This is a genomic window from Enterobacter cloacae complex sp. 397G4, assembly GCF_050031515.1.
Classification (GTDB): Bacteria; Pseudomonadota; Gammaproteobacteria; order Enterobacterales; family Enterobacteriaceae; genus Enterobacter; species Enterobacter hormaechei_C.
On the sequence record NZ_JBLGWE010000001.1, the window covers coordinates 2,217,182 to 2,232,367 of the forward strand.

Below are 15,186 nucleotides of genomic sequence, written 5' to 3' on the forward strand. Positions count from 1 at the left end.
TATCGTTACAGTTCCCGGGTTTTATAGATAAGCTGAGAACGGGTACGGTTGCGGAACTGAAGCTGACCGATCTTCATATCACTACAGGCTGCTTCGCGGCGCGCCTCGAGGATTTTATGATGATGCGGCGATTTGCTGCACACCGGATCGGCGTTATCCGCATTCCCGGTGAGCATAAAGGCCTGGCAGCGGCAGCCGCCGAAGTCCTTCTCCTTTTCATCGCAGGAGCGGCACGGCTCTGGCATCCAGTCAAACCCGCGATAGCGGTTGAAGCCGAAAGAGTCATACCAGATGGATTCCAGGCTCTGTTCAAGCACCGACGGGAAATCCACCGGCAGCTGGCGCGCGCTGTGGCAGGGCAGCGCCGTGCCTTCCGGGGTCACGCTGAGGAAAATCGACCCCCAGCCGCCCATACAGCCTTTTGGCCGCTCTTCGTAATAATCGGGGGTGACGAACAGCAGGTTGGTCAGATTGCCGCTGGCGGCCATTTTTTGCCGATATTCGGCAACCACGCGTTCCGCGCGGGCGATCTGTTCCCGCGTCGGCAGAAGCCCCTGACGATTAAGGAATGCCCAACCGTAGAACTGGCAGGTGGCAAGTTCGACATCGTCGGCGTCCAGTTCGATGCACAGCTCGATGATTTTATCGATCTGATCGATATTATGCCGGTGCAGGACGAAATTCAGCACCATCGGGTAATCACGGGCTTTGACCGCTTTGGCCATCGCCAGCTTCTGCTGGAAGGCTTTTTTATTCCCCGCCAGCGCAGCGTTGAGCACTTCATCGCTGGCCTGGAAGCTAATCTGGATATGGTCCAGACCGGCCTCGCTGAACGCGTCGAGCTTGCTTTCCGTCAGGCCAATTCCCGAGGTGATCAGGTTGGTATAAAAACCGAGATCGCGGGCGGCGCGGATCAGCTCCGGCAGATCTTTACGCGTCAACGGTTCGCCGCCGGAAAAACCTATCTGCACGCTGCCCATCGCCCGCGCCTGGCGGAAAACCTCAATCCACTGTTCGGTGGTCAGCTCCTGATCCTGCCGGGCGAAGTCCAGCGGGTTAGAGCAGTAAGGACACTGTAGCGGACAGCGATAGGTCAGCTCCGCCAGCAGCCACAGCGGTGGATTGACGGCGGGTTTATTCTGGCTCACGGAAAATAATCCACTTCTGTTGATAAGCGATTTGCAGGAATTCTACGACGTCGTCATCCACGCCGCCGGCTTCCGGGAACCGTTCGTTGAGTATGGCAATGATGGCCGCCGCGTCGCGTTGGCCATCGACCAGTTCGAGGATCGCGGCCGCGGTCTCATTGAGTTTGGCCATGCCTTCCGGATAGAGGATGACATGGCTGTCCTGAGCGGCTTCCCATTGCAGGCGATAGCCGCGACGAAAGGCGACGATGGAGTTTTTTTGCATGCTTATACCAGTCGGGTTGTGTGCCAGGCCGCTTTGTCGGTGACCGTGTGATAAGGCGGACGCTGTAGCGCGTAGGCCATGGTCATCGCGTCGAGCATCGACCACAGGATATCGAGTTTGAACTGAAGGATCTCCAGCATCCGATTCTGCTTTTCCGCGCTATCGCAGTAACGCTTCGCCAGCTCCAGACCGTGTTCAACGTCGCGGCTGGCCTGGCTGAGGCGGCTGCGGAAATAAAAATAGCCTTCCTCTTTGATCCACGGGTAGTGCTGTGGCCAGCTGTCGAGACGCGACTGATGGATTTGCGGGGCGAACAGTTCGGTGAGCGAGCTGCATGCCGCCTCCTGCCAGTTGGCGCGGCGGGCGAAGTTAACGTAAGCGTCGACGGCGAAACGGACGCCGGGCAACACGTGGCGTTCGCTGATTAAGTCCTCGCGGCTGAGCCCCACGGCTTCGCCCAGCTGTAGCCAGGCTTCGATACCGCCGTCATGACCGTTGCTGCCGTCGTGATCGAGGATCCGCTGCACCCATTTGCGACGCGTGTGCGGATCCGGGCAGTTCGCCATAATTGCCGCGTCTTTCAGCGGGATCGTCGTCTGGTAGTAAAACCGGTTCGCCACCCAGCCCTGGATCTGCTCGCGGCTGGCCTCGCCGTTATGCATCGCGATATGGTACGGATGGTGAATATGATAGTAGGCGCCTTTCGCCCGGAGGGCGTGCTCAAACTCTTGCGGTGAGAGCGTTTCGCGAATGTGCATAGTTAGTCCTGAAGCGTGATGTTCATCCCGTCCCAGCTCACTTCTATTCCCTGCTGCGCAAGGGCGTGACGCTGCGGCGACTGCTCGTTAAGGATCGGGTTGGTGTTATTAATGTGGATCAGAATCTTGCGCTTTGCCGGCAGCGAGGCCAGCAGCGCCATCATGCCGTGTTCATCGCCGAGCGCCAGATGGCCCATGTCGCGGCCGGTATTGCGTCCGACGCCGGTGGCCTGGAGTTCATCGTCCTGCCAGACGGTGCCGTCAATCAGCAGACAGTCCGCTTTTTTAAGCCACGGCAGGATGGTGTCATCGGGTTCACCGAGACCCGGTGCGTAGAACAGCGTCTGACCGTTGCGGCGGTTTTCGATAAACAGCGCCACGTTATGCCCCGGCAGCGGGCGGTCGCGCCACGGCGAATAGGGCGGTGCGTTACTGGCGATGGGGACAGCGGTAAACTGCAAATCAGGGCAGGCTTCCACGCTAAAGGCGTTGAGCGGCGCGATCGGGTGGTGAATCAGGCCACCGTTCCAGTGCCGGAGCATGGTAAAAATCGGGAATCCGCTGGAAAGATCTTCATGCACCTCCGGCGTACACCATACCTGATGCGGGCACCCTTCGCGCAGGCTGAGCAGCCCGGTGGTGTGGTCAATCTGGCTATCGGTGAGAATAATGCCGCCAATATGCGTGCCGCGCAGAACCTCTTTCTTATTCAGTTCTGGCGTATGGGCAATCTGCTGGCTGATATCGGGGGAGGCGTTACACAGCACCCACTCTTTGCCGTTATCGCTGACGATGATCGACGACTGGGTGCGAGGGGTCGCCTGAAGGGTACCGTCGCGCAAACCCTGACAGTTGGCGCAGTTACAGTTCCACTGGGGGAAACCACCGCCAGCGGCGGAACCGAGGACTTTAATAAACATGAAGATGGGCCAGGTAGTCAAACAAAAATGCCCGCACGGATGGCGGGCAGAGCGATTAGCGGTTGGAAATGTACAGGGTCACTTCCAGGCCAAGACGTAAATCAATAAAAGCAGGTTTCTTCCACATCGTTTTTTCCTCTTTAAAAAAGCAGCACCAACGCCATTGTTTGTGCCAGTTTTGTGATGGTCATCAAATAATGCGTCACAGGAGGGCAAAGCTCAACCCGAAAGATGTAAGGAATTAACTTAATGTTTACAACGTAACCTATTGTTGCCAAACATTTTGCAATACCTTTTGCCAGTTGCCCCACAGCAGCTTATTCAGCACAAATTGATCATAGCCGCTGTCACGCAACGCGCTGATTAGCCGCGGTAAACCACTCACATCGTGTAAGTCATCAGGCAACGTAATGCCGTCAAAATCGGAGCCCAGCGCGACATGATCGTCACCCATGATGTTAATAAGATAGTCGATATGGCGAACAATCGTACTCAGCGGGGTATCGCTATCGCGTTTACCGTCGGCGCGCAAAAACGCGTTGCCGAAATTGACGCCTGCCACGCCGCCGCTGTCGCGGATAGCCAGCAGCTGCCGATCGGTCAGATTGCGCGGTTGCGGGCACAGCGTATGGGCGTTGGAATGGGTGGCGACCAGCGGTGAAGAGGAATGACGAGCGGTATCCCAGAACGCTTTTTCATTCATATGCGAAACATCAATCAGCATGTTCAGGACGTTAGCGTGCTTAATGAGGGCGATACCCTCAGCGGTAAGCCCTGGGCCGCTGTCCGGGCTGCCGGGAAACGCCCCGTTAACGCCGGTGCCAAAACGGTTAGCAATGTTCCAGAAAGGCCCAATGCTGCGCACCCCGGCGGTATAGAAAGCCTGTAGATCGTCTCCCTCGCCGTCAAAACCGCCCGCGCCCTCAATATGCGCCACCATCGCCAGCACTTTATCCTGACGGCAGCGTTCGATATCCGCCGCGCTCAGGCACAATCGCGCCCGGCCATCGGAGTGGGCGACAAGCTGCTTAAGGATCGTCAGCTGCTGCCAGAGAATGTCGACCGGCTGCCACGGCTCGCTGGCGTATTGTGGCGCCATGCGGGCGATATACTCCTGCGGCGGCACGAACAGCGCGAACAGCCCGCCGGAAAATCCGCCTTGCTGCATGCGTGGATAATCGAGGTGTCCCGTCTCAATGCCGGAGAAGAAAGCTGTTACCGGATCCTGGCGATGGTGAAGCCATAAATTAAGCAACAGGTCATTGTGACCATCAAAAATCGCCATAGCGCATCCCACTGTCTTTTATTGCTGCGAAAGTTGCCTGGCACGATAACCGATTTGTCCGGTCCGGCAAGGGGAAAATTACAACTTAGCAGCAATTGTTAATATCACTTAACAGTGAGGAGATCCGCAAAGCGGGTGGTGTAGCGGGGTGAAAGCATTTCCCGTTTCATCTGCCACGGCTGCTGTATACCCTGTCCCGCGAAGTAAAGCGTGCCACGGCCATTTTCAGCATTCAGATGGTCTAATACATCCATTAACTTTTGGCTGTTTTTCCTGGGTGCGTTGTCGTCAAACAGATTAAGTTGCGCGACGCCCTGGCTATAAAAATCTCCCAGCATCACTCCGGCTTTCTGGTACCGATGGCCGTTCTTCCAGACCGCATCCAGACAACGAACTGATGCGCCGATAATATCCCGGCTATCCTGGGTTGGGGTGAGCAGTTTTACCGACGCGCTATTGCCATAATATGGCTCGTTAAGCGCGAAGGGCGAGGTTTTAACAAATACGGAGATAAAGCGGCAATGCTGATGCTCATTGCGAAGTTTTTCTGCTGCCCGGGCGGCATAACTACAGATGGCCTGGCGTACATCGTCATATTCGGTGAGGCGTTCGCCAAACGAGCGCGAACAGACGATTTCTTGCTTTACCGGGGCAAACTCTTCCAGTTCAAGACACGATTCGCCCCGTAATTCACGCACCGTTCTCTCCAGCACGACATTGAAATGTTTTCTTATGAACCGGATATCGGTGTCTGCCAGTTGCAGGACGGTCTTAATCCCCATCATCTCAAGCTTCTTCGCTATGCGACGTCCTACACCCCAAACGTCTTCGACGGGTAGCGCCGCCATCAGCTTTCTCTGACGATCCACATTGGATAAATCAACAACGCCTCCCGTCTGGCGCTGCCAGCGTTTCGCCGCGTGATTTGCCAGTTTCGCCAGCGTCTTTGTGGGTGCGATGCCCACCCCGACGGTCAGATGGGTGCGTTGCAGTACGGTCGCTCTCATTTCATGCCCAAAATCGGAAAGATCGCGACAATTACGCACGCCGGTAAGATCGCAAAAGATCTCATCAATTGAGTATATTTCGCTACGAGGCGACATCTCTTCAAGCGTGTTCATTACCCGGTTGGACATATCCGCGTAAAGTTCATAATTACTGCTGAAACAAACCACGCCATGATGCCTGAAGAGATCTTTCTGTTTGAAGTACGGTTCACCCATTTTCACAAAGGGTTTGGCTTCAGCGGAGCGAGAGATGACGCACCCATCGTTATTGGACAACACGACCACCGGTCGTCCCTTCAGGTCCGGGCGAAAAACCGTTTCACAGGAAGCATAGAAAGCGTTCACATCACACAGTGCAAACATGGTCAGCTCGCTCTGGTATCGCCAGGAGGGGTGAAAAACTGCATTATGATCACCGTTAATTAAGACTGTATTTATATACAGTATTGTATGTTGATAGCAAAGATCAAGGGGGAACGAGGAGTGACGTCGTACGGGTGCAGGAGGGAGAGGGTTATGTTCAGAATGGCGGCGAGGCAAATCTGGCGGAAAGGGTATTTAATGAAATGTTTAAGGAATATAAGTGCCCATACGACAGGTATGGGCAGTGAAGCCGTCGATATTACTTCTTCTTGTTCATCATCGCCTTGAGATCGGCAAAGGGGTTAAACGTGGCGACACCCACGTCTTTTTGCGCATCCTCACCCGCGACAACGGTGGTGCCATACTGATCCGCTTCGGTGTACTTTGAGTGTTCGTGATCGTGACAAAACAGGCACAACAGCTCCCAGTTACTGCCATCTTCCGGGTTATTGGTGTGATCGTGGTCGATATGGTGAACCGTGAGTTCACGAAGATTTGAATAAACAAACTCACGCGAGCAGCGTCCACAAACCCAGGGGTAGATTTTTAGCGCTTTTTCACGGTAGCCGCTTTCCAGCCGTGCGTAGTTTTTGGGGATCAGAGCCATTGCTGATGTTACCTGTTAAAAAGAGAATAATTCACACTATATCCCATTATGAGATGTCAGGAGAATGCCTCCTCTGCGGGAAGGCAGCGTGCGATTTGCGTATTTCTGTCAGTTTATTTGAAGCATTCCGTTAAATAATCACCATTTATTCTCATCCGTTAATGCGTAGAGTAGGGATAACGCAATGCTTTATCAGGATACTCCACTATGAAAAAGATCGGATTTTTGTCGTTTGGTCACTGGACGCCGTCACCCCAGTCCGGCACGCGAACCGCGGCTGACACGCTGTTACAGTCCATCGATCTGGCGGTCGCCGCCGAAGAGCTGGGCGCGGACGGGGCTTATTTCCGTGTGCATCACTTTGCCCGCCAGCTCAGTTCGCCATTCCCCTTGCTGGCTGCAATAGGCGCGAAAACCAAACGCATCGAAATCGGGACGGGCGTGATCGACATGCGGTATGAAAATCCGCTGTATATGGCGGAAGATGCTGGCGCGGCAGATCTCATCTCCGGCGGGCGATTACAGCTTGGTATCAGCCGGGGTTCCCCGGAGCAGGTGATTGATGGCTGGCGTTATTTTGGTTACGTGCCGCAGGAAGGGGAAAACGAATCAGATATGGCGCGCCGCCACACTGAGGTACTGCTTGATGTATTACGCGGTGAAGGGTTTGCAAAGCCTAACCCACAGCCGATGTTCCCAAACCCGCCGGGATTGTTGCGTCTGGAGCCGCATTCAGAAGGCTTACGCGATCGTATCTGGTGGGGGGCTGGCTCTAATGCAACGGCAGTATGGGCGGCAACACTGGGGATGAACCTGCAAAGCTCAACGCTGAAAGATGATGAAACCGGCGAGCCGTTCCATATTCAGCAGGCAAAACAGATCCGTGCCTACCGACAGGCCTGGGCTGAGGCAGGGCATACCCGTCAGCCACGCGTTTCGGTCAGCCGCAGTATTTTTGCCCTGATGGACGATCGCGACCGGATGTATTTCGGTTCAAGCCGCAATGAGAGCGACAGCGTGGGCTATCTGGATGAGAAAACGCGGGCCATTTTCGGACGCAGCTATGCCGCAGAGCCAGACAAGCTGATTGAACAGTTGAAAAAGGATGAAGCGATCGCGGAAGCGGATACGCTGTTACTTACCGTGCCGAATCAGCTGGGCGTGGAATACAACGCACATGTGATCGAGTCCATCCTGAAACATGTCGCACCGGAAATGGGATGGCGCGATCGCAATGCTTAATCTGGCTCTCTGGTATCGCCGGTTTGGTGAGCCTGAATCGGTACTGCAAGCGGAAACTACACCATTGTCGCCGCGACAGCCGGGAGAGATACGCGTGCGCATGCTTTTTTCCCCGGTGAACGCCTCCGATCTCATCCCCATCACCGGAGCATATCGCCATCGCACGCCGCTGCCTGCGATAGCCGGTTATGAAGGGGTCGGAATAGTGACCGAAACGCCCGCCGCTTATCCGGCGCTGCTGGGCAAGCGGGTCCTGCCGTTACGGGGGCAGGGAACCTGGCAGCGCTATGTCGACTGCCCGGCGGCGTATGCGGTTCCCGTCCCGGACGACGTCGACTCGCTACTTGCCGCGCGGGCGTATATCAACCCGCTTGCCGCACAGATGATGCTGGACCGCTATCCTCCGGTCGGGAAAACGGTGCTGCTCACCGCTGCCGGTTCTGACTGCGCCGTTCTGCTCGGGCAATGGGCACGCCAGGCGGGTGCGGAGGCGGTTTACGGGATCCATCGCTCGCCCGTGCACGCTCAACGTCTGGCTGAAATGGGGATCGTCCCGATTGCGCAACATGATACGACCGCCGTCAACGCTGCCGCTGCGCAAGCGGAGGTGGTGTACGACGCCACGGGCGGCAGTCTGGCGGAGACGATCCTGAGCGTGATGCCCGAAACCGGCACCTTTGTCTGCTACGGGCTACTCTCCGGGCAGACCTTCCGGCAGCAACGGCCGTTGCCGCGCGTGGCGTGGTTTCACATTCGTAACTATCTGGACGCGCTGAGCGCTGAGGCGTGGCAGGCGGAGTTTCGGCGCATCTGGCCTAAACTGCGCGCCAGCCAGTGCAGCGATGTCACCCTCTACCCGCTGTCGGAATGGCAGCGGGCAGTGGGCAACTATCGCGAAGCGGGAAGAACGGGTAAGCCCATGCTGTCGATGGACAATTAATCGACCTTATGGCTCATGTCGCTCAGCAGTACAGCGATACTTTGTCCACCGGCGGTCTGCTCCAGGCCAATTTTGACAATAATTGTCAGCGGAACGGAGAGCAGCATGCCGACAGGCCCGAGCAGCCAGCCCCAGAAAATCAGGGACAGGAACACAACAAGGGTTGAAAGCCCCAGCCCGCGTCCCATTATCCGTGGTTCGAGAATGTTCCCGAAGACAAGGTTAATCACCAGATAGCCTGCCAGCAGAATCAGGGCATCATACAAACCGCTGAAAACCAGCACCTGAAGGATAGGGGGGATCGCCGCCAGCACGGAGCCGATGTTAGGAATATAGTTGAGCGCAAAGGCCAGCAGCCCCCAGACGAAGGCAAAACGCACATCCAGCGCGGCGAGCATCCCCCAGACCACTAATCCCGTCACCAGGCTGATGGCCGTTTTCAGCACCAGATAGCGTGAAACGCTGTCGAGCGCGCGCTGAATGGCGCCCATTCCCTCTACCGGACGCACCATGATGTGCTGGAGCTTTGCAGGTAGCTGTGGAACTTCCAGCAGCATAAACACAACCGTCAGGAACAGCAGGAAAATCGAGGTCATGGCGTTGGAGAGTTGTGCCAGCAGGCTGGTGACAATCGTCATGGCGGCATTCGGATCGATGTATTTAAGCAGTTCCTCAACCGAGACTTCGATACCCGCGCGTTGCAGCCAGGGTTCAATTTGCAGCAGCGGGGTCGCCAGGGAAGAGCGGTATGTCGGTAGCGTCCGCGCCAGCTCGTTCAGGGAGGTTCCCAGATAGGCGACTAACAGCACCATCGCAACGATAATAATACTGATAAGCAGGCTTATCGCCAGCACACGCGGGATGCGCAGCCGCACCATTCGCTGCACTAGCGGATTGAGGATCACCGCGATAAAAAGCGCCAGGATAAAAGGCACGATGATATCGGCCGCAAAACGAACGCCGGTCAGAATGATCACCAGCATGCCCAGCATGATGACGATCTTAAGCCCGTTGAGGGTGATAATAGGTTTGGCCATGGACGTTCCTGAACAGTTTTTTATTTATAATAGAGGGGAAAGCGGATTAAAAAAACTAACCAAAATCAAACAGACTGGGTAAAGAAATGAAAAGGCTTTGAGTAAATTCCTGGCTTATGATACAAATCAGGCGTGTTCAACTACCGAGGACAATTTTCATCCGCAAAGACGAGAAGCAACACCGCGGATAATTGTAATTTTATGGACAATTTGTTCAGGACGTATTTTTCAAACAACTCTGCTCTGTTTTCAACCTCCCTCTGCCTGCTTTCTGGTGAGCAACACTGGCGTTCCGCGCTATAGTCACGTCTTCTGCCTGAGCTGGCGCTATGCGCTTAGCTAACTGATTTAATTCCCAATTTTTTGGTTTGCTGTCCGCAGCGAGCCTCGATGGATTATATTCTCAAGCAGGAGAAAAAACATGTTTTACTGGATTTTATTAGCTCTGGCGATCGTCGCTGAAATTACCGGCACCTTGTCGATGAAATGGGCAAGCGTGAGTGATGGCAGCACCGGTTTTATTTTGATGCTGGTCATGATTACGCTTTCCTATATTTTCCTCTCTTTTGCGGTTAAAAAAATCGCGCTGGGCGTGGCATACGCATTGTGGGAAGGTATTGGTATTTTATTGATTACGCTGTTTAGCGTCATGTTATTTGATGAAACCCTGACGACAATGAAAATTGCCGGGCTGACGACCCTGGTCGCAGGTATCGTGCTGATTAAATCGGGTACACGCAAACCGGCAAAACAGCAGAAGGAGCAGACCCATGCAGCAGTTTGAATGGATCCACGCGGCCTGGCTGGCTTTCGCCATCGTTCTGGAAATTATTGCCAACGTCTTTCTGAAGTTCTCCGACGGTTTTCGTCGTAAAGCCTACGGCCTGTTATCGATTGCCGCGGTTCTGGGGGCGTTTAGCGCCCTGTCGCAGGCGGTGAAAGGCATCGATCTGTCCGTGGCCTATGCGCTGTGGGGGGGCTTCGGTATTGCCGCCACCCTGGCGGCAGGCTGGATTATGTTCGGGCAGCGTTTAAACAATAAAGGCTGGATAGGGCTGGTATTACTGCTCGCCGGCATGATCATGATTAAACTGGCCTGAGTGACCTACTGCTGCGCCAGGGCTTCCAGCCGGTCGCGAAAACCGGTCACCGACAACGCCCGGTTATCGGCGCGCCAGCGGTCTTTCGCCGCTGGCGCAGAACTCTGAACGCCAATCAGCTGCCAGCCGTTATCGGTTTTTAACATCAGGGGCGATCCGCTATCACCCGGTAGCGTATCGCACTGATGCGACAGTACGCTGTTTTGCGCCCAGCCCGTCACCACGCAGTCCGTATGGGTGTACAGCGAATCGAGGTGATCAACAGGGTAGCCTGACTGCGTCACTTTTCGATCGGCGGCTTTCAGGGCGGCGGTGAGCGCTGCTTTATCGCCATCAAAGAGCGGCAGCGGGGTGATCCCGGACGGCGGATAACGTAAAACGATCAGCCCGAAATCCCAGGAGGCCGCCCCGGGCGGCACAATCCAGCCATCGCCATCCGGTTTCAGGCGTTTGCCAAGCGACGGATCCACCCGCCCCTCAATACCGTGAATTTCGTAGCGCCATATTCCTTTTTGCGACACAAAGCGCAGGGCGATCGCTTTATCCGGTTTGCCTTCAGGCGGCATTAACAGGCAATGACCCGCCGTCAGCGCAAGGCGTGGCGTAATGAGGGTCGCGGTACATAAATTGCCGCTGGCGGTTTCCAGTTGCCCGATGGCATCCCAGGGCGATTCGGTAGGATCGGTGACACGCGTACGATCGTCATGACCAAAAAACAGCGTCTTTACCTCTTTGGCGCTAATGGCGTCATCGTCGCCATCATCCGCATGTGAAAAGCCAGCAAAAAGGCTAAACGTTCCCAGTAACAACACAACAGATTTACGCATATCACACTCTGGTGGGGGTAATTATGATTATTAAAAGTGAACCCTATGAAAATACTATAGACGCGACGGCGAGAAAGTGGGAGTAAAATCAGCGTGCTACATTCAGGAAAGATAAAAGTGGCTGGCGATGAGCGCGCATAAAATTAGCAGGATAAGAATGAACTCAAACCGATAGCGCCGCAGCATACGCCCTCCGGATAAAAAAACGGCGCTGACCGCAAACCCGTTCAGCGCCGATTTACCAACGTGCCCCGAAGGGCACGGTTAAGCTTGTACTCTTACGCTGCTGGCTGTGCAGCAGGTTTAGCCGCTTCGTGTTTTGCCGCTTTTTTGTGATGTTTTTTAGCCGCCTGGGCTTTCTGCGCTACCGCAGGTTTTGCCGCTTTTTTATGGTGCTTTTTCGCGGCCTGCGCTTTCTGTTCTGCCGCTGGTTTAGCCGCTTTGTGATGTTTTTTATGGTGAACCGTTTTGGCCGGAGCAGCGGTGGATGCCGCAGGCGCTGCGGTGGCGGTAGTTTCAGCCGCGAATGCAGCGGAAGACAGACCCATAGCAGCGGCAACAACCAGAGCTAATACTTTTTTCATTTTCATACCCTCGAATTTGGTTTCTCATTTAACCCCACTGCGGGGCCGTTGAAATAACTATATCCCTGTAAATTCGGGGTTTCCGTGAGTGATTGGTATCGGCGTGTAACCATATGTACAACGCCAGGGTGGACCCCCGGCGCGTTCGGTTACAGGTAGCGGGACGTCAGGTGTTCGCGGAAGTAGCGGATATTCAGATCTTCACCCGTGGCCTGGGTGATGAGCTGCGACGTGCTGAAACGGCTGCCGTGCTGCCAGATATTCTGACGCAGCCAGTCAAACAGCGCCGAGAAATCGCCCCCGGCAATGGATGCCTGCAACCCGGGCAGCGCAGTTTTGGCGGCATGGAACAGCTGTGCCGCATACATTGCCCCCAGCGTGTAAGACGGGAAGTAGCCAAAACCGCCGTCGGTCCAGTGGATATCCTGCATACAGCCGTTGCGGTAGTTATCTTTGGTGGATAACCCAAGCCACGCCTGCATTTTCTCATCCCATAACGCGGGAATATCATCGACTTCAATTTCGCCATTGATTAGCGCGCGCTCGATCTCATAGCGCAGCACCACATGCGCCGGATAGCTCACTTCATCCGCATCAACGCGGATGTAGCCCGGCTTCACGCGCTGGTTCCAGGCAATAAAATTCTCTTCGCTGAATGCCGCCTGGCTGCCGAAACGGGCATGAACCGCCGGAAGCAGATGCTTCAGGAAAGCGTCGCTGCGGCCCAGCTGCATTTCAAAGAACAAGCTCTGGGATTCATGGATCGCCGTAGAGCGCGCCAGCGCAACGGGCTGGCCGGCCCACGCTCGCGGAAGGTTTTGCTCGTAGCGGGCATGTCCGGTTTCGTGGATCACGCCGAAAAGCGCGCTGAGCAGTTCATCTTCATCGTAACGCGTGGTGATACGCACATCTTCCGGCACGCCGCCGCAGAACGGGTGAGCGCTAACGTCCAGACGACCGCCATTAAAATCGAAGCCAAGCATTTTCATCGCTTCCAGGCCCAGCTCGCGCTGCGTGGCGGTCGGGAAGGGACCCTGTGGCGGAACGAACGATCGTTGAGCCTGTTTTTCCACAACCTTTGCCAGCAGCTCCGGCAGCCAGGACTTCAGATCGCCGAACAGCACATCCAGGCGAGCGCTGGTCATGTCGGGTTCAAAGATATCCAGCAGCGCGTCGTAAGGCGTGCAGCCTTTAGCCTCAGCGCGCAGGCGGGCCTCTTCACGACTGAGTTTCACCACCTCTTTCAGGTTGGCTGAAAAGCCCTGCCAGTCGTTGGCCGGACGCTGAGTGCGCCAGGCGTGTTCACACCTGCTGCCCGCCAGCGATTTGGCCTCCACCAGCGATTCCGGCAGTAAAGTGGCCTGCTGGTAGTGGCGTGTCATTTCACGCAGGTTGGCTTGCTCAACGTCATTCAGATCTTCGTCTGCCGCCGCCGCCAGCCATTCACCCACTTTTTTATCGGTCAGGATCTGATGTTGCAGGACGCTCATCTCCGCCAGCGCTTCACCGCGCGCGGCACTGCCACCTGGCGGCATCATGGTGAACATGTCCCAGCTGGCGATGGAGGAGAGGTGCGAGAAGCGGGAGAGGCGCTGGAAGGTGCGGGTGAGTTTTTGATAAGAAACATTTTTCTGCATAGTTATTGTTCTCGTTCGGTTGAAAGTGTCTGGGGAGTGTAACGCGATTTAGAGAGGAACCGTGCGCTTTTGATGTCAGGGGCGTGAAGCCCCTGTCAATTCAGTCGTAGAGCCATTTTCCAGCTTTTGCGGACTCAGCAAACATTCTTACGGTTAACGGGATGCGGGTTGCTTCCACCTCTTCCCGCTTCAGCTTAAACCAGCGCTGTAGTAATGGTGTGTTCTGCCAGGGGAAATAACGAGACCAGTTAACACCAGATAAATCCACGTTAAACTCTTTCTCGAAACGGTTTAACGCATCGTGGAGGTCATCGCCTGGTGAACCGAATAAATCAGAATCGAGTTCAAGCAATATCTCGTTCCAGTTATCGTCAAGTTCACGTGAAATTTCATTGTTGAACATATCAAGGACTTTAGAGCTAATTTCGTCTGTCAGCATTAGAACGATGTCCACTGTATACGGTCTTTAGGTCGTGCGATCAGGTTATATTTCTCCTGAGTGCGTGTCGAAATTCTGTAAAGGGTGGTAACTAATGACCCCCAACCTAACCAGGGACAATAGCGGGCAATAACAGCGGCAAGGCTTGTTGTTGTTCTCATCCGTACACCCACCGGTGTTTTGACTCGAATTCCGAATGGGGTTTTAACATCCTTCAAAATCATTCGCGCATACTTTGAAATGACGCTTGTTCCTTCAATGGCATTCCCTGGCTTCGTTCGCGTACCTAACCACGGTTGCCCGCCCAAAATAGCTGCACCTGAAACGGCATCTATCCCCAACTCTATACAGAACTCCTCCAGAAAAATGATCTCAAGTAACTCGCCCGGAGTGACGTTTGAATGGCCTCTGTAAAAGTAAGTGCCGTTAACTTCTTCGATTGTATCCATATCGACCCCAGTTACACTGTCGCCCGTTCATTCCATGAATCAGAGAAAATAATATTGCCGTCGTTATGCTTCCAGGTAATTTTCTCGTAGCGCAATTCAACCGTTTCGAGGTGGTTATTATTGTTGTCACCCGGCGCGGCCATGGCAGGTGATACCGAAACAATCCGCACGCCCTCCAGAAGAATATTGAAGTACTCCGCTTCCAGGCCTGCATCATTGATCTTGTAGAACTTGAGTTCGGCTTTTTGCAGAGCCTGACCAGTGGCGACTGCCTTATAGAGATAGGGTGATGAGTAATCGAATTCCTTAACAATCATCATCGGGGAGTGGATGCGCTTACCTGTAGGTTTACCTGTCAGATTATCGGTCGGCGTGGAAAGATTATGGTGAAAACCTTTAAATTCAATGCTGTACTCCCTTTGCTGCACGTCGCAACCGCCTTTGATCAGTGCACCACCGTCATCGTACAACCACATGTTGCCTGGAATAGCCATGTAAAATCCCTCTTTTCATAGAATGGAGCCAATGAGCTTACAGAGAGAGGGAAGGGTGATAAATACACGAAATGGTGATAAGTC

At 54.6% G+C, this 15,186-nt stretch carries 21 protein-coding genes; 5 read left to right on the forward strand and 16 right to left on the reverse strand.

Translation table 11 applies throughout. From position 1 onward, the window contains the following. Nucleotides 1-5: 5 nt before the first annotated feature. The 8 genes from pqqE to yajD all read right to left on the reverse strand — a co-directional run bounded on the left by pqqE (nucleotide 6) and on the right by yajD (nucleotide 6,353). Complete coding sequence (pqqE, locus tag ACQG1Y_RS10780; RefSeq protein ID WP_022651046.1) at nucleotides 6-1,148, reverse strand: pyrroloquinoline quinone biosynthesis protein PqqE; 1,143 nt, start codon at nucleotides 1,146-1,148, stop codon at nucleotides 6-8. After that, entirely contained in the window at nucleotides 1,135-1,413 is a 279-nt protein-coding gene (pqqD, locus tag ACQG1Y_RS10785) for a pyrroloquinoline quinone biosynthesis peptide chaperone PqqD (RefSeq protein ID WP_003857508.1), read from the reverse strand. The genes pqqE and pqqD overlap by 14 nt, the downstream gene beginning before the upstream one ends. A 2-nt stretch (nucleotides 1,414-1,415) precedes the next feature. Next, the gene (pqqC, locus tag ACQG1Y_RS10790; RefSeq protein ID WP_003857506.1) at nucleotides 1,416-2,171 is read right to left on the reverse strand and encodes a pyrroloquinoline-quinone synthase PqqC; all 756 of its coding nucleotides are present in this window, start codon (nucleotides 2,169-2,171) and stop codon (nucleotides 1,416-1,418) included. Between the two features lie 2 nt (nucleotides 2,172-2,173). Then, entirely contained in the window at nucleotides 2,174-3,091 is a 918-nt protein-coding gene (pqqB, locus tag ACQG1Y_RS10795) for a pyrroloquinoline quinone biosynthesis protein PqqB (RefSeq protein ID WP_077580108.1), read from the reverse strand. A 55-nt stretch (nucleotides 3,092-3,146) separates the two neighbouring features. Then, nucleotides 3,147-3,218, reverse strand: a complete 72-nt coding sequence (gene pqqA / locus ACQG1Y_RS10800) for a pyrroloquinoline quinone precursor peptide PqqA (protein ID WP_002905689.1) — start codon at nucleotides 3,216-3,218, stop codon at nucleotides 3,147-3,149. 138 nt (nucleotides 3,219-3,356) lie between these two features. Beyond that, nucleotides 3,357-4,376 (reverse strand): dipeptidase, encoded by a 1,020-nt coding sequence (locus tag ACQG1Y_RS10805; RefSeq protein ID WP_063138808.1) that lies wholly within the window; start codon nucleotides 4,374-4,376, stop codon nucleotides 3,357-3,359. A gap of 104 nt (nucleotides 4,377-4,480) precedes the next feature. Further along, the gene (locus ACQG1Y_RS10810) at nucleotides 4,481-5,746 is read right to left on the reverse strand and encodes a Y-family DNA polymerase (protein WP_023303648.1); all 1,266 of its coding nucleotides are present in this window, start codon (nucleotides 5,744-5,746) and stop codon (nucleotides 4,481-4,483) included. Between the two features lie 259 nt (nucleotides 5,747-6,005). Then, a complete protein-coding gene (gene yajD, locus ACQG1Y_RS10815; RefSeq protein WP_006808895.1) occupies nucleotides 6,006-6,353 on the reverse strand; it encodes an HNH nuclease YajD in 348 nt (115 codons plus the stop codon). Nucleotides 6,354-6,560: 207 nt separating this feature from the next. Here yajD and ACQG1Y_RS10820 point away from each other — a divergent pair, with 207 nt between their 5' ends. Next, nucleotides 6,561-7,595, forward strand: coding sequence for an LLM class flavin-dependent oxidoreductase (locus tag ACQG1Y_RS10820; RefSeq protein ID WP_017384559.1), 1,035 nt, complete (start codon nucleotides 6,561-6,563; stop codon nucleotides 7,593-7,595). Beyond that, entirely contained in the window at nucleotides 7,588-8,535 is a 948-nt protein-coding gene (locus ACQG1Y_RS10825) for a zinc-dependent alcohol dehydrogenase family protein (RefSeq protein WP_017384558.1), read from the forward strand. The genes ACQG1Y_RS10820 and ACQG1Y_RS10825 overlap by 8 nt, the downstream gene beginning before the upstream one ends. On the opposite strand, the gene ACQG1Y_RS10830 is transcribed toward ACQG1Y_RS10825, so the two are convergent. Next, nucleotides 8,532-9,572 carry an AI-2E family transporter gene (locus ACQG1Y_RS10830; RefSeq protein ID WP_033487067.1) on the reverse strand — a complete coding sequence of 347 codons (1,041 nt, stop codon included), beginning with the start codon at nucleotides 9,570-9,572 and terminating at the stop codon, nucleotides 8,532-8,534. The two genes, ACQG1Y_RS10825 and ACQG1Y_RS10830, sit on opposite strands and share 4 nt — an antisense overlap. A 132-nt stretch (nucleotides 9,573-9,704) precedes the next feature. Here ACQG1Y_RS10830 and ACQG1Y_RS10835 point away from each other — a divergent pair, with 132 nt between their 5' ends. From ACQG1Y_RS10835 to mdtI, 3 genes are all read left to right on the forward strand, one after another. After that, nucleotides 9,705-9,875: a hypothetical protein gene (locus tag ACQG1Y_RS10835; protein WP_006808891.1), complete on the forward strand. Its 171-nt coding sequence runs from the start codon at nucleotides 9,705-9,707 to the stop codon at nucleotides 9,873-9,875. Nucleotides 9,876-9,993: 118 nt separating this feature from the next. Beyond that, the gene (mdtJ, locus tag ACQG1Y_RS10840; RefSeq protein WP_015570633.1) at nucleotides 9,994-10,356 is read left to right on the forward strand and encodes a multidrug/spermidine efflux SMR transporter subunit MdtJ; all 363 of its coding nucleotides are present in this window, start codon (nucleotides 9,994-9,996) and stop codon (nucleotides 10,354-10,356) included. Continuing rightward, entirely contained in the window at nucleotides 10,343-10,672 is a 330-nt protein-coding gene (mdtI, locus tag ACQG1Y_RS10845; RefSeq protein WP_003857463.1) for a multidrug/spermidine efflux SMR transporter subunit MdtI, read from the forward strand. The genes mdtJ and mdtI overlap by 14 nt, the downstream gene beginning before the upstream one ends. Before the next feature lie 5 nt (nucleotides 10,673-10,677). Here the strand turns inward: mdtI and ACQG1Y_RS10850 are convergent, their stop codons facing one another. From ACQG1Y_RS10850 to ACQG1Y_RS10880, 7 genes are all read right to left on the reverse strand, one after another. Continuing rightward, complete coding sequence (locus tag ACQG1Y_RS10850) at nucleotides 10,678-11,499, reverse strand: trypsin-like serine peptidase (protein WP_003857461.1); 822 nt, start codon at nucleotides 11,497-11,499, stop codon at nucleotides 10,678-10,680. Between the two features lie 102 nt (nucleotides 11,500-11,601). Beyond that, nucleotides 11,602-11,685 carry a hypothetical protein gene (locus ACQG1Y_RS10855; RefSeq protein ID WP_057979992.1) on the reverse strand — a complete coding sequence of 28 codons (84 nt, stop codon included), beginning with the start codon at nucleotides 11,683-11,685 and terminating at the stop codon, nucleotides 11,602-11,604. A 92-nt stretch (nucleotides 11,686-11,777) separates the two neighbouring features. Further along, nucleotides 11,778-12,083 carry an acid resistance repetitive basic protein Asr gene (gene asr, locus ACQG1Y_RS10860; RefSeq protein ID WP_368740493.1) on the reverse strand — a complete coding sequence of 102 codons (306 nt, stop codon included), beginning with the start codon at nucleotides 12,081-12,083 and terminating at the stop codon, nucleotides 11,778-11,780. A gap of 149 nt (nucleotides 12,084-12,232) precedes the next feature. Beyond that, on the reverse strand, nucleotides 12,233-13,720 hold the full coding sequence (locus tag ACQG1Y_RS10865; protein ID WP_045907532.1) for a carboxypeptidase M32: 1,488 nt from the start codon (nucleotides 13,718-13,720) through the stop codon (nucleotides 12,233-12,235). Between the two features lie 100 nt (nucleotides 13,721-13,820). Next, nucleotides 13,821-14,174, reverse strand: a complete 354-nt coding sequence (locus tag ACQG1Y_RS10870; RefSeq protein ID WP_368740492.1) for a DUF1493 family protein — start codon at nucleotides 14,172-14,174, stop codon at nucleotides 13,821-13,823. Continuing rightward, entirely contained in the window at nucleotides 14,159-14,608 is a 450-nt protein-coding gene (locus ACQG1Y_RS10875) for an STM2901 family protein (RefSeq protein WP_045907534.1), read from the reverse strand. The genes ACQG1Y_RS10870 and ACQG1Y_RS10875 overlap by 16 nt, the downstream gene beginning before the upstream one ends. An 11-nt stretch (nucleotides 14,609-14,619) precedes the next feature. Continuing rightward, nucleotides 14,620-15,102, reverse strand: a complete 483-nt coding sequence (locus ACQG1Y_RS10880; RefSeq protein WP_047733695.1) for an Hcp family type VI secretion system effector — start codon at nucleotides 15,100-15,102, stop codon at nucleotides 14,620-14,622. Nucleotides 15,103-15,186: the final 84 nt, after the last annotated feature.